The 13,993-nt window shown below is 64.0% G+C and carries 10 protein-coding genes, 2 rRNA genes and 1 riboswitch (1 of these 13 only partly in view); of the genes, 5 read left to right on the top strand and 7 right to left on the bottom strand.

Annotation, left to right across the window (positions count from 1 at the left end):
* Both DESPIGER_RS06580 and rrf read left to right on the top strand, forming a co-directional pair.
* Positions 1–2,382 (top strand): 23S ribosomal RNA (locus DESPIGER_RS06580); it begins 551 nt to the left of the window's first position.
* A gap of 41 nt (positions 2,383–2,423) precedes the next feature.
* Positions 2,424–2,538, top strand: a 5S ribosomal RNA gene (gene rrf, locus DESPIGER_RS06575).
* 907 nt (positions 2,539–3,445) lie between these two features.
* Here the strand turns inward: rrf and thiC are convergent.
* Entirely contained in the window at positions 3,446–4,738 is a 1,293-nt protein-coding gene (gene thiC, locus DESPIGER_RS06570) for a phosphomethylpyrimidine synthase ThiC (RefSeq protein WP_072334629.1), read from the bottom strand.
* Between the two features lie 56 nt (positions 4,739–4,794).
* Positions 4,795–4,908: riboswitch (TPP riboswitch) on the bottom strand.
* Positions 4,909–5,154: 246 nt separating this feature from the next.
* On the opposite strand from thiC, the gene DESPIGER_RS06565 reads away from it, so the two are divergent.
* Both DESPIGER_RS06565 and DESPIGER_RS06560 read left to right on the top strand, forming a co-directional pair.
* Positions 5,155–6,516: a TrkH family potassium uptake protein gene (locus tag DESPIGER_RS06565; protein WP_072334626.1), complete on the top strand. Its 1,362-nt coding sequence runs from the start codon at positions 5,155–5,157 to the stop codon at positions 6,514–6,516.
* Positions 6,517–6,625: 109 nt separating this feature from the next.
* Positions 6,626–7,285, top strand: a complete 660-nt coding sequence (locus DESPIGER_RS06560) for a potassium channel family protein (protein ID WP_072334623.1) — start codon at positions 6,626–6,628, stop codon at positions 7,283–7,285.
* 60 nt (positions 7,286–7,345) lie between these two features.
* Here the strand turns inward: DESPIGER_RS06560 and DESPIGER_RS06555 are convergent, their stop codons facing one another.
* Positions 7,346–8,086 carry a sulfite exporter TauE/SafE family protein gene (locus DESPIGER_RS06555; protein ID WP_072334620.1) on the bottom strand — a complete coding sequence of 247 codons (741 nt, stop codon included), beginning with the start codon at positions 8,084–8,086 and terminating at the stop codon, positions 7,346–7,348.
* An 8-nt stretch (positions 8,087–8,094) separates the two neighbouring features.
* Positions 8,095–8,988 carry a M48 family metallopeptidase gene (locus tag DESPIGER_RS06550; protein ID WP_083575323.1) on the bottom strand — a complete coding sequence of 298 codons (894 nt, stop codon included), beginning with the start codon at positions 8,986–8,988 and terminating at the stop codon, positions 8,095–8,097.
* A gap of 265 nt (positions 8,989–9,253) precedes the next feature.
* Here DESPIGER_RS06550 and rbr point away from each other — a divergent pair, with 265 nt between their 5' ends.
* Positions 9,254–9,829, top strand: coding sequence for a rubrerythrin (gene rbr / locus DESPIGER_RS06545; protein WP_072334617.1), 576 nt, complete (start codon positions 9,254–9,256; stop codon positions 9,827–9,829).
* Positions 9,830–10,188: 359 nt separating this feature from the next.
* Here rbr and DESPIGER_RS06540 read toward each other — a convergent pair whose 3' ends face one another.
* From DESPIGER_RS06540 to DESPIGER_RS06525, 4 genes are read right to left on the bottom strand one after another with little or no spacing between them, the layout of a single operon-like run.
* Entirely contained in the window at positions 10,189–10,764 is a 576-nt protein-coding gene (locus DESPIGER_RS06540; protein ID WP_072334614.1) for a hypothetical protein, read from the bottom strand.
* Positions 10,764–11,222, bottom strand: coding sequence for a GNAT family N-acetyltransferase (locus tag DESPIGER_RS06535; RefSeq protein ID WP_231927536.1), 459 nt, complete (start codon positions 11,220–11,222; stop codon positions 10,764–10,766). Before DESPIGER_RS06535 ends, DESPIGER_RS06540 begins: the two co-directional genes overlap by 1 nt.
* 14 nt (positions 11,223–11,236) lie before the next feature.
* Positions 11,237–13,348 (bottom strand): hypothetical protein, encoded by a 2,112-nt coding sequence (locus DESPIGER_RS06530; protein WP_072334608.1) that lies wholly within the window; start codon positions 13,346–13,348, stop codon positions 11,237–11,239.
* A complete protein-coding gene (locus DESPIGER_RS06525) occupies positions 13,339–13,992 on the bottom strand; it encodes a hypothetical protein (protein WP_072334606.1) in 654 nt (217 codons plus the stop codon). Before DESPIGER_RS06525 ends, DESPIGER_RS06530 begins: the two co-directional genes overlap by 10 nt.
* Position 13,993: the final 1 nt, after the last annotated feature.

The following is a 13,993-nucleotide window of genomic DNA, read 5'->3' as shown; positions in this document are numbered from 1 at the left end:
TCTGAAACCTGGTGCTTACAAGCTGTGAGAGCGGACTTGTTCCGTGATCACGTGCCTTTTGCATAATGAGTCAGCGAGTTAATCTGTACTGCAAGGTTAAGCGTGAGTGGAGCCGTAGGGAAACCGAGTCTGACAAGGGCGACGAGTAGTGCGGATTAGACCCGAAACCGGGTGATCTATCCATGAGCAGGTTGAAGCAAGGGTAAAACCTTGTGGAGGACCGAACCAATACCGGCTGAAAACGGTTTGGATGACTTGTGGATAGGGGTGAAAGGCCAATCAAACCCGGTGATAGCTGGTTCTCCCCGAAATATATTGAGGTATAGCCTCATGGATTGTCTACCGGAGGTAAAGCACTGACAGGGCTAGGGGTCCTACCAGATTACCAAACCCTATCAAACTCAGAATGCCGGTCAGATGTACCATGGGAGTCAGACGGCGGGTGCTAAGGTCCGTCGTCGAGAGGGTAAGAGCCCAGATCAACAGCTAAGGTCTCCAAATCCATGCTCAGTGGTTAAGGTGGTGACGTTGTAGAGACACCCAGGACGTTGGCTTAGAAGCAGCCATCGTTTAAAGAAAGCGTAATAGCTCACTGGTCTAATGACGTTGCGCCGAAAATGTAACGGGGCTAAGCATGGTACCGAAGCTTTGAATTCCGCGTAAGCGGTCTGGTAGGGGAGCGTTCTTCACGGGCAGAAGGTGTGTCGCAAGGCATGCTGGACTGTGGAGAAGTGATTATGCTGACATGAGTAACGATAAAACGGGTGAAAAACCCGTTCGCCGTAAACCCAAGGTTTTCCGGGTAAAGGTAATCTTCCCGGAGTTAGTCGGCCCCTAAGGCGAGGCTGAAAGGCGTAGCTGATGGGAAACGTGTTAATATTCACGTACTTGTGTGTTCGCGCGATGAAGGGACGCAGGAAGATAGGCAAGCCGGGCGCTGGTTGTCCCGGTGCAAGCGTGTAGGGATGAGGAGCTGGCAAATCCGCTTCTCTCTATCCTGAGACGCGAGTCCGTGCCCGCAAGGGCTGAAGTTGTCGAGTCTATGCTGCCTAGAAAAGCTTCTAAGTATAGGACACGCAAACCGTACCGGAAACCAACTCAGGTGGGTGGGATGAATAATCCAAGGCGCTCGAGAGAACTCTGGCCAAGGAACTCGGCAAAATAACCCCGTACCTTCGGAAGAAGGGGTGCTTTTTAGGGTGAAGCGATTCACTCTGTCGAGCCCTGAAAAGCCGCAGAGAAATGGTGGTGGCGACTGTTTACTAAAAACATAGGTCTGTGCCAAGTCGTATAGACGACGTATACGGACTGACGCCTGCCCGGTGCTGGAAGGTTAAAAGGAGGAGTCAGCGCAAGCGAAGCTCCGAATTGAAGCCCCAGTAAACGGCGGCCGTAACTATAACGGTCCTAAGGTAGCGAAATTCCTTGTCGGGTAAGTTCCGACCTGCACGAATGGCGTAACGATCTCCACACTGTCTCGGCCAGAGACTCGGTGAAATTGAAGTCGCGGTGAAAATGCCGTGTACCCGCAGAAAGACGGAAAGACCCTGTGCACCTTTACTATAGCTTGACATTGGGATTTGAGCCTGCATGTGTAGCATAGGTGGGAGCCTGTGAACCCTGTACGCCAGTATGGGGGGAGGCAACGTTGAAATACCACCCTTGTTTGTTCAGGTCCCTAACTCTTCGCCGTTACCCGGTAAGAGGACAGTGTCTGGTGGGTAGTTTGACTGGGGCGGTCGCCTCCCAAAATGTAACGGAGGCATGCAAAGGTTCCCTCAGGCTGATTGGAAACCAGCCGTCGAGTGCAAACGCAGAAGGGAGCTTGACTGCAAGAGAGACATCTCGAGCAGGTACGAAAGTAGGTGTTAGTGATCCGGTGATCCCGAATGGAAGGGTCATCGCTCATTGGATAAAAGGTACGCCGGGGATAACAGGCTGATCGCATCCAAGAGTTCACATCGACGATGCGGTTTGGCACCTCGATGTCGGCTCATCACATCCTGGGGCTGAAGCAGGTCCCAAGGGTACGGCTGTTCGCCGTTTAAAGTGGTACGCGAGCTGGGTTTAAAACGTCGTGAGACAGTTTGGTCCCTATCTTCTGTGGGCGTAGGAGAATTGAAAGGGCCTGTCCCTAGTACGAGAGGACCGGGATGGACACACCACTGGTGGACCTGTTGTCGTGCCAACGGCACAGCAGGGTAGCTATGTGTGGAAGGGATAACCGCTGAAAGCATCTAAGCGGGAAGCCTGCCTTAAGATAAGTTCTCCCTGACGCAAGTCCTGAAGGGCCGAGGTAGACGACCTCGTCGATAGGCTGGAGGTGGAAGCCCTGTGAGGGGTGGAGCTGACCAGTACTAATAGCCCGTGCGTCTTGTTTCTCGAAAATCTTCCATCCCTGTTTCAATATTTTGACAAATTTCTTTGGTAGCCATAGAGGAGAGGGTACACCCGACCCCATTCCGAACTCGGAAGTTAAGCTCTCCATCGCCGATGATACTGCATAACGTCATGTGGGAAAGTAGGCCGCTGCCAAAGATCGTTCGAGACCCCCTTGCCGCTCCCAGCGCGAGGGGGTCTTTTTTGTATGGCGCGCCTCCGCACGGCGTGCGCCTGCCCGATCCCCCAGCGGCCGGACCTCTATCCCGCCGCTTTGCCGGTTTTGTCCCCGCTCCGCCGGGGATTTTTTTGTTTGGGCACCTTCACATGCCATCCCGCAAGACCATGTCCATGGCGCTGCAACGACCTGTGGTCTTCGCCCGCGCTTTTGGGGGAGAACCGGCGAAAGAGGCAGCGCGGGCCGTGCGGATCGTGCAGGCCGGGCGAGGCATGTCCCTTGCCGGCGATCCCGGCCGTGATATGGGAGGGGAAGAAAGCTCCTGCGGGCCAAGAGGGAGCGAATTCCGGGGCGAACCGCAAGGCACTCGCATACCTAGGGTTCCGCGAGTGCAGGGCGCTTGACGCTGCAGAGCTGCCCGCCAGACGGATATCCACGAACACAATTGATGGAGCAGAGAAGCGGCAGACGGACTGACGAGCAGTCGGACGCTCGGGGGGAAGGAAGACCGGCCAAACCGGGAAAAGGCCCCCTCTTTCGCTGTTCGTGACTTGGCGGAGATACGCGCCCGCAGGGCTCAATGTGCCAGCCGTCGGCGAGCATGCGCACACGAAGAGCGACGGTGGTTTTGGGCGGGCGCATGTGCCGGGACGCCGGCATCCTGCTTCAGCTGCGACAGTTGCAAAAAAACGACTGCCTGCGCGGCAGGCAGTCGTGATGAGCGGTTTTTGGGGAAGGAGGGGGCGAGGGGGAGGGAACCCCTTTTTTCCGCCAGGAAAAGGGGTTCCCTCCCCCTCAAAAACGTTTTCCGCAGGAAAGAGAAGGCCAGCGGCAGATGCGGGCCGCGCCTTTTCGGCAGAAGCCTTGGGGCTGTCCTTTTCCTGCGCCCTATCCCTGGTCTTTCTTCTGGTCCTTGAGCATCTTCACAGCGCAGAACTTGCCGCACATGGCGCAGACATCCTCGTGCTTGTGCTCCTCGCGGCGCTTGTCCAGCTGCCGGGGATCAAGGGCGGCGTCGCGCATCATGTCCCAGTCCAGGGCCTTGCGGCCGGCGTTCATGGTGGCTTCGCGGCGCACGGCACGTTCGCGGCCCAGGGCCACTTCGCCCACATGGGCGGCCACGCGCGAGGCCATGACACCGGCGCGCACGTCGTCCTCATCGGGCAGGGTCAGATGCTCGGCCGGGGTCAGGTAGCAGAGGAAGTCCACACCGGCTTCCACGCCCAGGGCACCGCCGATGGCACCGGCGATGTGGTCGTAGCCCGGGGCGCTGTCGCAGCACAAGGGGCCAAGGACATAGAGGGGCGCGTTGTTGGTCAGGCGCTTGATGCCCTGGATCTGGGTGCGGACCTGGTTCATGGGCACATGGCCGGGGCCTTCGATCATGCACTGCACGCCCTGTTCCAGAGCATATTTGGCCAGACGGCCCAGGGTGATGACCTCTTCCCACTGGGCGGCGTCACCGGCGTCCACACCCGCGCCGGGGCGCAGACCATCGCCCAGGGACAGGGTGACGTTGAACTGGCGGCACACATCGATGAGACGGTCGAAATATTCCAGCAGGGGATTTTCCTTGCCGTTTTCCAGCATCCAGCGGGCCAGCATGGAGCCGCCGCGCGAGACGACGCCCATGACACGATCTTCCCTGACGGCCATTTCCGCGCCGCGCCTGGTCAGGCCGCAGTGGACGGTCATGAAGTCCACACCCTGGCGGGCCTGCTTTTCGATCTCGGCGAACAGGTCGTCAGGCTGCATGCTGGCGATGTCCCGGTCGTTGTCCAGGATCTGCTGGCCCACGGAATACATGGGCACCGTGCCCAGAGGACGGGGGCAGGCAGCCAGCATGCCGGTGCGGATGGCGTCCAGATCCCCGGCGATGGAAAGATCCATGACCGTATCGGCGCCGGCTTCCAGAGCCACGGCCAGCTTGCGCTTTTCGGTGTGCAGACAGTTGCACAGCGGCGAGGTGCCGATATTGGCGTTGACCTTGATGCGCGAGGGCTGGCCCACGACGATGGGCGCCAGGCCCGCATGGGCGGGATTGCCCAGCAGGACCATGCTGCCGGCTTCGAGGGCGCTGGTGATGGTTTCAGGGGCAAGGCCCTCTTCCTGGGAAAGGGCGGCCAGATGCTGGTCCAGAAGGCCGCGCAAGGCGGCATTGCGGGAGAGGATGGAAGACATGGTTTTGCATCCTTCGGTTTGGACGCAGGGCGCAAAAAAAGCCACCACCTGTTTTCGCGGGTGCGGCTCAGCTTCCCTACGGCAGTGCGAACTGCGTCAGGTTCACAGGGTCTGGGACTATCCCACTCTCAGCCGTACAACTGCCGTCCACGGCTCCCCTAGCTGCGGGCACTGTAGCTGGCTTTGCCCCGGCTGTAAAGGGCAGCCGCCGGAGAGGTCGGCTTGCAATAGCCGGGCAGCTGGACTAGGGTGCAGGCTGCACCGGGCACCTGCCGCAGCAGGCCGTTCCGTCTGGCGCAGCGCCGGAAGCACTGGCCGCCCGGCTGCCCCGGTGGTGAGCCTTCCCGTTCCTGCCGGCCAGGTGCCGCGTGCCGGCGGGCAGCGGGATGATGCGTCCTGATCCCCAAAGGAGGAGCATGCAGCGCAAACGTTATCTCACCCCCCTGACATGGCCGGCCATTTCCTTTGCGGCCATGATCCTGCTGGGGACGCTGGCCCTGTGCCTGCCCGTCTGCCAGGGGGAGGGCACGGGCCTCTCCGTGGTGGATGCCGCTTTCCTTTCCACGTCCGCGGTATGTGTGACCGGCCTGTCCCCGGTGGACATCAGCCGGGCGCTGAGCCCGGTGGGGCAGGGGGTGCTGCTCGTGCTCATCCAGGTGGGCGGTCTGGGCGTCATGACCTATACCAGCCTGATCTTCCTTTTGTGGCGCAAGCAGGTGCCCTTCACCAGCCGGGAGGCCGTGAGCCAGGCCCTGCTGGGCGGGGATTTCAATATGGGGCAGTTCCTCCTGCAGGTCGTATGCATCGTCCTGGGCGTGGAGCTGCTGGCGGCGCTGGTGCTTTTTTGGCATGACCCGGAGTTCTTTTCCCCGTTCAGCGCCCTGTTCCACGCGGTCTCGGCCTTTTGCAATGCCGGTTTCGCCCTGGCCCCGGACAATATGATGGCCTTCCGGGAAGACGGCCTGGTCTGCACGGTCATCTGCCTCTGCATCGTCCTGGGGGGCATCGGTTTCGGCGTGCTGCGGGAATGCCTGGGCATCCTGAGCCGGGGACGCCTGGCGCCGGTGACACGCCTGAGCCGCCTGAGCCGTCTGGTCATCAACACCAGCCTATTCCTCATCGTGGCCGGGGCATTGCTGATCTTCGTGGTGGAGTGGCGCCGCGCGGGCAATGAAGACCTGGTGGGGGACGGCCTCCATCTGTTCCTCGTCTCCCTGTTCCATTCCGTCTCGGCCCGCACCGCGGGCTTCAATATGGTGGACATGGCCCACTGGAGCCACGCGAGTTTGCTGGTCCTGATGGTCCTGATGTTCATCGGCGGCGGGCCGGGCTCGTGCGCCGGCGGCATCAAGATCGTGACTTTCCGCCTGCTGGTGGGCTATGTGGCCGCCCAGGTGCGCGGGGATCGCCAGATCGTCTTCCACAAGCGGGGCGTGCCGCCCGAAAACCTGACGCGGGCCCTGACGCTCTTTTTGCTGTACACGCTGAGCATCTTTTTTTCCGTCTTTTTGCTGACCATCACGGAAAACGGCATCCTGCACCGGCTTGAGGGACAGAGCATGGCCTTCATCCGTTTGCTGTTCGAGGTAGTCTCGGCGCAGGGCACCGTGGGGCTCAGCGTCAATCTGACCCCCGAGCTGACCAGTGAAGGCAAGTGCGTCCTGATCTTCAACATGTTCGCCGGGCGTGTGGGGCTGCTCTCCCTGCTGCTGGCCCTGCGCAGCCTGCGGCCCAAGAAGGCCTATGCCTACGCGGAAAGCCAGCTGCCCGTGGGATAAGCACCGGGGAAGGTCCGTTTTGCAGGGGCACGGCACACCCGTGTCCGCGGCTGTTCCCGGCGCCATCCCGCAGGGGAGGCGGGGCGGCGCATCATGACAAGGAGCCTGCATGGCAGAGAAAACTTTGGAAATCGGCATCATCGGTCTGGGAAAATTCGGCCTGCGCATGGCCACGACTCTGGCTTCCCTGGGCCATACGGTCATCGGCATCGACATGTCCGATGCCCGTGTGCAGCTGGCAGAAGAGCAGCTGGACACGGTCTACAAGGCCGACGCCACCAGCCTGAGCGTCCTGCGCTCCCTGCATGTGCAGGATCTGGACTGGGTGGTCATCAGTGTGGGCGAGGGGGTGGAACAGTCCCTGAGCATCACGCTCAACATCCAGGAGCTGGGCGGCCCCAAGATCTGGGTCAAGGCCTCCAACGAGGAGCACAAGAAGATCCTGCAGCGCCTGCATGTGGACAGGGCCATCGTGCCCGAGATGGAGGCCGCCGTCATGGCCGCGCACCAGCTGTGCCATCCGGGCATGCTGGACCTGATCCCCAAATACGGCGGCATCGCCATCCAGGAGCTGCGCGTCGACAACTGGCACGGGCGCACGCTGGTGGACCTGAACCTGATCCAGTCCTTCGGGGTCATGGTCATGGGCATCCGTCCGGCAGGCGAGCGTGTCTTCCAGTTCGTCCCGCCGGCGCTCACCGTGCTGCACAAGGGCGATACGCTGGTAGTGGCCGGCAGGGCCGATGCCGTGCGCAAACTGGAGCCGTAACCCTGTTTTCACTGTTTTCGGCCCATAAAAAAGGACGTCGTGGCGGCGTTCTTTTTCCGTTCAGCTGTCCAGCAGGGCCCGCGTGAGGATGGAGAAGCCCGACAGGCCGATGACGATGGCCAGCAGGCGCTGGAAGCCGGCCTCGCCGATCCTGCGGGCCAGGGGATAGCTGATGGCCAGGCCCGTGCCGCAGCCCAGCAGGCAGGGGATCAGGCCCTGGAGCACGGGCCCGGTGTAATAGCCCGCCAGATACTGCGTGAGGACCAGGGGCAGGGAGAGCCCCAGGAAGTACAGGCTGATATTGCCGCGCGTGCGGTCCTTGTCCCAGTGGGCCAGCTGGGCGTACATGCCGATGGGCGGGCCGCCGAGGCCGCTCACGGCCTGGATGAAGCCGGCCACCGCCCCGCTGGCCGTTCCCCAGAGCAGGGGGGAGCGCAGGGGCCCCGGCCGGTGGGCGAGCAGATGCCAGAGCATGTGGGCCATGAGCATGATCCCCAGGCCCATCTGCAGGGCGCGCGCGGGGATGCGCGGCAGCAGGGCCACGCCCAGCAGGGCACCGGGGATGGTGCCCAGGAACAGCAGCCGAAGATCGGCCAGGCGGTAATGGCGGCGGAACTGCCAGCCCAGGATGGCGGGCAGGGGGATGCAGATGATGCAGGTGATGAGGGAGGCCGTCTTGATGTCCGTGACCAGCAGGACGATGGGCAGGGCGAAGATACCCGCCCCCAGGCCGCTGATGCCGTTGACGATACCACCCAGGGTCCAGCCCGCGAAACAGATGAAGAATGATGCCCCGTCCATAGGGATGGCTATACGGGGCTGTCCCGGGCTTGTAAAGCCGCCTTTCCGGCGGCTTCCTTCGGAGCCGGTACGGGGCGGGGGCGTGCCCAGGCCGGCAGGTCGCGCCAGAAGGCGGTCAGACGGCGTTCCTGGAGTTTCCAGTCGGGAGAGACCCGGGCCAGTGTCTGCCGGTAGGCCGGGGAATGATCCATATGGCGCAGGTGGCACAGCTCGTGCCAGCACAGGTGGTCCAGCAGGGGCAGGGGCAGCAGGACGGCACGCCAGTTGAGGCAGATGCTGCCGCCGTCACGGGCACTGCAGCTGCCCCAGCGGCGGCGCTGGTCCCTGATGCTGACCCGGGCGACGGTGAGTCCTTCCTGAAGGGCGAGCTGTCGCAGGTGCGGCGGCAGCAGCCTTGCCGCCTGGTGACGGCACCAGTGGCGCAGCAGCAGGGCGGCATCTTCCGGCGCAGCAGCAGCATAGAGCCGCAGTTCCGCGTCCCGGACCAGGGCCAGCAGGCGTTTGCCGCCGGAACGCAGCAGCAGGGGGGGCTCCGCGCAGGAGGGGCTCTGGCGGCGGCCTTCAGCCAGCGGCCCGGCGGCAACGACCCGCAGGGCCGTACCGCGCAGGGGCAGGAGGAGGCTCTCGGGCACGACGGGCGGTGCGGGCGCGGGACAGGCGGGGAGGTGACGCTCCAGCCAGGGCAGGAAGGAGAAGAGCAGGGCAGGCAGGGCCCTGGCGGGCATGCCGGCAGGCACGGTCAGGAGCAGGCCCCGCCCAGGGGACAGGCGCAGGCGCAGCTTCCGGGCCCTGGCGGAAGGGATCAGGCGTGCCACATGGCGGCTGCCGTCTGCCAGGGTGAACAGAACGGCATCCGCATCATCGAGGAGCTGGACGGAGGAAGGGGCGGAGACAGGTTGCATGCCGCAAGCTTGCCACAGCCGCCGCGGGTCTGCAAACAGGAGTTGATAAAAAATAGATAAATAATTTCAAAATATTACAATAAATATACTTGTTTTTTCATGGATTTGGCGTTATGGAGGTGACAGGCAGCCCGACATTTTTTTCGGGAAGATGAAAAAAGTGCTTGCTTTTGCTAATAAGATTTATTATTAATAAATCAACGAACGGAACACGACCTCCGCAACAACAAGCACAGCAACAGAGCCACGGCTCGGGAGACAGCATATGAAATCTTTGAAAGGTACCCAGACCGAGAAAAACATCCTGACCGCTTTCGCCGGTGAATCTCAGGCCCGCAACCGTTACGACTTCTTTGCTGCCAAAGCCAAAAGCGATGGCTACGTCCTGGTGCGCGACATCTTCCAGGAAACCGCCCTGCAGGAAAAGGAACACGCCAAGCGGCTGTTCAAGTTCCTTGAAGGCGGCGATGTGGAGATCGTGGGCGCTTTCCCCGCCGGCATCATCGGTGCCACCGAGGCCAACCTGCTGGCCTCCGCTGCCGGTGAAAACCACGAGCACACGGAAATGTATCCTTCCTTCGCCGCTGTGGCCGAAAAGGAAGGCTTCTCCGAGATCGCCGCTGTGATGCGCAGCATCGCCGTGGCCGAAGCCTACCACGAAAAGCGCTTCCTGGCCCTGGCCAAAGACATCAAGGAAGGCCGCATGTTCATGCGTGAAAAAGCCACCGTGTGGCGCTGCCGTAACTGCGGCTGCCTGGTGGAAGGCACCCACGCTCCCGAAATGTGCCCGGCCTGTGCCCATCCCAAGGACCACTTCGAAGAACTGAACTACACCTTCTAGTCCTTTCCTGACGTAGCCTGCCCGCTGCAGAATGGATACCCGGGGCCGCGGCATCATGCCGCGGCCCTTTTGCGCATCATGCAAAAAAGGCCATCCCTATGAAAGAGGATGGCCTTTTGCTGTCACGAAGGGCGTCCAGCCCTGTGCCGGGAGCGTGCGCGCCAAAGGGGACGCTTGGGGGATCCCGGCGGGGTGCGGCGTGCGAGGCCGCCCCGCCGGGCCACGGGATACGGGCCTTGCGGGCAGGCCATCGCAGGCCATGCCGCCGAACGTGCGCGGGCGGCGCCTCCTGCCGCCGTCCGTGATCCCGATGCCCGGCATCACGGCAGCGCCGGAGACCGCTTCCACGCCACCGGTTTTTAGGGCAGGCGCGGTCCCTGGCCCGAAAACAGGTCAAAGTTGTTGCCCAGGCGTCCGGCGCCGTTGAGCAGGGTCTTGCCCAGGGAAAGGTAGTCCGTGCCGCTTTTGCTGCGCAGCTGGCGTTCCCTGGCCTGGGACCCCTGGGCGGCGTTGCGCTGGTTCCAGGCCTGGACCTCCTGATTGTAGGCGGCGCGCTCCCCCTGTTCCTCGATGGACAGGGCATCCAGCTCCCCTTTTTCCCGCAGGTCGAGCTGGCTGTCCAGGTGGCTGCCGCTGTCGATCTGCGCCCCCGAGGCCCCGGCCTGTGCCCGCTGCCTGCCGATCAGCAGGGCCGTCTCCTGCCGTTTGCGCACCGCCGCATCATAACTGTCGGCCCGGGCCTGTCCGGCTTCTTCCTCGGCCATGCGGGCATTCTCCTCGGCTATCTGCGCATTGCGCCGGGCCATGTCGGCGGCGAATTCCGCCTGCTTGCGCTGTTCTTCCTGACGGCTCACGGCACTCCAGGTGCCCACGGCCGTGCCGGCAAGGGTCACGGCGGCCCCCAGCAGGGCCGCGGTACTGCTGGCCACGGCCATCAGCGCAGCTCCTTGTGCCAGACGCTTTCCGTATGGCGGGCCCCCAGACGGCGATACAGGGCGTCACAGGGCCGGGAGGCCGGGGAACTGTACTGGATCACGTCCGCGCCGCGCTCCCTGAGCCCGGCCTCGGCCGTGCGCAGCAGATGCAGGACGGTCAGGCCCTTGCGGGCGGCCGGGGCCAGGTACAGGCCGTCCAGGGCGGCCAGACGCCTGCCCGGACGGTGCGGGCAGTCCGTGAGGGTGAAGGCGGCATAGCCCCGCAGGCGGCCGGAATCGTCCCGGGCCGTCACCACATGCAGCATGCCCAGGCGCTCCCAGCAGGCATAGCGTTCCGCGTCCAGCGCATAGGTCTGCGGGCCGTACAGGGCGGCCTCGCTCTCGTCCCAGTGGGCCTGCAGCAGGGGCGGCAGCTCCGGCAGCAGGCGGTCGAGCGCTTCCTGGCGACAATGGATCATGGTGCCTCCTTGGTTCATAATTCCGCAAATTCCACATCCAGGCTCAGGGCCAGCAGATGGAAGGGCAGGGGGCGTTCCTGCACCAGCCAGATGCTGGCCGAGGGGCTGTGCCCTCCGGCGGGCAGGAAATCCACATCGCCGCTGAAGGGCCGGCAGGCCTCGTCCCAGCGCCGGGGCAGGAAGGGAAGGTCGTAGAGCTCGTCGCGGCTGGTCCCGCAGCGGCCCCCCACGCTGCGGTACAGGCGCAGGCAGCAGCGGCCCAGCGCCCGTTGCCGTCCCAGGGTGCTGCCGGATTCGCCGCTGCCCTCCACGGGCAGGGGCGACAGGACCGAGGCATAGGGCAGGCCCGCCTGGACGATGCGGGCGGCAAAGGGCAGCCGGATGCGGCCCTGCCGCACCACGCAGCCTTCCACGGGGCTCCCGTCCGCCAGCACGGCCAGGGTCTGGCCTTCCAGATGATCGAGCCCGCCTGCGTCGCTCCCCGCCTCTTCCCGGTGGAGGCTCAGACCGCAATCCACAAAGAAGGCTTCCTCCACAGGGTCGCTGTCCTGCCACTGGGGGGCCAGGCGTTCCAGACAGTAGCGGCTGCCGCCGTCCGCGTCCCGGCGGCGGACCACCAGCAGGAGTTCGTCGCTGTCCGGGCCGGAGATGCTGCATACGGACAGCACCTCTCCGGCCGTGGGATGGCGGCTCCAGCCCCAGATGTCGTGTTCCTTGAGATAGGTCAGCGCCAGCAGCAGGCCGTCGTCGCGCACGATCCAGAGCACGGACCCCGGTGTCTGCTGGTAGGCCCACTGGCGCAGGCGGTGGCCTTCGAACAGATGCGGCGCCAGGATGGAAAGGTCGTTGCCCGCGTAGCCGTCCTTTTCCAGCGAATAGAACAGGTCGCGCACATGGGCGCCGTGGCGCTGCACATGCAGGATGGCATTGCCGATGATGATGGGCGCCAGGCCCGCGCTGCCCCAGGAGGACTGGGCCGTGATGGTGATGTTGCCCGGGGTGATGGCGCTGCCGTTGCCGCCGGCCTTGTACTCGCTGCCCGAGGTGCCCAGCAGCAGGTCCCCGAAGCTGGCCGCCCAGGCGATGGCGTCGATGGAGCCGGAAGCGATGAGGTATTCCACCGGGTCGTCGTCCTGCAGGGGGCGGGACTTGCGGAAGTTCTCGAAATCCCCGCTGCGCGAAAGGTAGAAGGCCTGCGGGCTGTCGCGTGTGCCCGCCAGGACCATGCGCTGCTGGTGGAAGGCCACCACGGACGGGTTGTTGCCGCCGGCGAACGGGTTCCAGTCCTCGCGCGGGGTATCGGCGGTGTCGGCCTGATAGTTGTTGTCCGAAAAGGTCGTGCCGCTGCTGACGCCGATGAAGCCGTAATAGCCGGCCTCCTCCCGGTAGATGTTGTATTCCGTGGCGCCTTCCACGGCTGTCCACGAGATGTCCGTGCGGTTGCCCACCACCCAGTCGGAAGGGTGCTTGCCGCTGCAGCTGCCCGCCTCCGAGGCCAGCGACTGCTTGCCGTTGGCGTCCACGGCCACGATCTTGTAACGCAGCGTGTAGCCGAGCCCGGCGTCATCGTCGTTGTTGCCGCGCACGAACGTGCAGCCGGGGGCCCGGGGGGCGGGCAGGCTGCTGTTGAGGGCCACGGCTTCCAGCGTCCAGCGGTAGCCGTGGCTGCGGATGGCGTTCCCGGGCAGGGGGGCTTCCGGTCCGCTGTCCGTGCTGCGGACGAGCTTGTGCAGCGGGTAGGCCGTATGGGCCAGATAGACGGTATCCCCCACCTGGGCGGCGCAGATCTCCAGCAGGTGCCGGGCCTCGTAGGGCGTGGGCAGCGTGGGGATGATGCCCCCCTGCGTATCGAAGCCGTGGATGTCGGCGATGCGCAGGGAGTTCCCGGCAAGGACGAGCACGAAGTTCTGTTCCGCCAGGGCGTTGAAGCTGAAAGGCAGGAGCACGGCCTCGTCCTCAAGGCCGCCCAGGAACAGGGTGCCGGGGCGGCGGCGCACGTCGCCGTGCAGACCGGGCAGCATGTTCTCCATGCACTGCACGGAGCTGCTGTAGCGGGAAAGGTCATAGCGGGCGGCCAGGATGGGCGAGACCTCGCCGCCGGTGAAATTGTGCAGGGCTATGCGCATGATGCCTCGGCGATGCTGGAGGTGGCGGAACGGTCGCGGGAGGATGCCGCCTGCCCCGGGCTGTCGGCCTGGCCGTCGCCGCTTTCCGGCGCCACGGACAGCGGACGGTACACGGCCGGCATCCCGGCAGCATCCGGGGGCTGGTCCGCCAGGGCCGTCACGTCCTGCAGCACCTCATAGACGATGCCCCTGTGGACCAGGCGATAGCCCCTGGCGTAGGTCTGTCCGGCGGCCCATGTGGTGAACAGCCCTGCCTGGGCGAAGGTGGCGAACTCGGACGCGGCAAAGGCGCCCGTCTGCACCAGGTCCGTCTGCATGCGGGCCATGAGGATGGCGGACGACTGCGCTCTGGCTGCGGCAAGGGCCTGCGCGGCCGGGCCTTCTTCCGTGGCGGGACGGCGGGCTCCGGCTTCCAGCCGTTCTTTCTCCTCTTCCCACAGGGCCACGAAGGGGGCCACGCGCCCGGCGTAGTCCCAGGCGGCAAGCGCCTCGTTGGGCAGGCCGTGGCCGGGCTCCACATGGCCCGCGCCCTCGTGCCACTGGAGGGCGTGGAAGCTCTCTTCCCTGATGCTTTCCAGGTACAGGACCTCCCCGTCCACAGCGATGATGCCGTCGGACGGGATGACGGTGACATGTGTTTTCATG

Source organism: Desulfovibrio piger (assembly GCF_900116045.1).
GTDB classification, from domain to species: Bacteria; Desulfobacterota; Desulfovibrionia; order Desulfovibrionales; family Desulfovibrionaceae; genus Desulfovibrio; species Desulfovibrio piger_A.
Note: the sequence above shows the minus strand (reverse complement) of the source record. Positions and strands in the feature narration are given on the sequence as shown.

Bases quoted from the DNA above. Each gene is read 5' to 3' on its own strand.
- DESPIGER_RS06565 (WP_072334626.1), top strand. From the start codon at position 5,155: ATGCAGCGCAAACGTTATCTCACCCCCCTGACATGGCCGGCCATTTCC.
- DESPIGER_RS06555 (WP_072334620.1), bottom strand. From the start codon at position 8,086: ATGGACGGGGCATCATTCTTCATCTGTTTCGCGGGCTGGACCCTGGGT.
- rbr (WP_072334617.1), top strand. From the start codon at position 9,254: ATGAAATCTTTGAAAGGTACCCAGACCGAGAAAAACATCCTGACCGCT.
- DESPIGER_RS06560 (WP_072334623.1), top strand. From the start codon at position 6,626: ATGGCAGAGAAAACTTTGGAAATCGGCATCATCGGTCTGGGAAAATTC.
- DESPIGER_RS06540 (WP_072334614.1), bottom strand. From the start codon at position 10,764: ATGGCCGTGGCCAGCAGTACCGCGGCCCTGCTGGGGGCCGCCGTGACC.
- DESPIGER_RS06550 (WP_083575323.1), bottom strand. From the start codon at position 8,988: ATGCAACCTGTCTCCGCCCCTTCCTCCGTCCAGCTCCTCGATGATGCG.
- DESPIGER_RS06530 (WP_072334608.1), bottom strand. From the start codon at position 13,348: ATGCGCATAGCCCTGCACAATTTCACCGGCGGCGAGGTCTCGCCCATC.
- thiC (WP_072334629.1), bottom strand. From the start codon at position 4,738: ATGTCTTCCATCCTCTCCCGCAATGCCGCCTTGCGCGGCCTTCTGGAC.
- DESPIGER_RS06535 (WP_231927536.1), bottom strand. From the start codon at position 11,222: ATGATCCATTGTCGCCAGGAAGCGCTCGACCGCCTGCTGCCGGAGCTG.
- DESPIGER_RS06525 (WP_072334606.1), bottom strand. From the start codon at position 13,992: ATGAAAACACATGTCACCGTCATCCCGTCCGACGGCATCATCGCTGTG.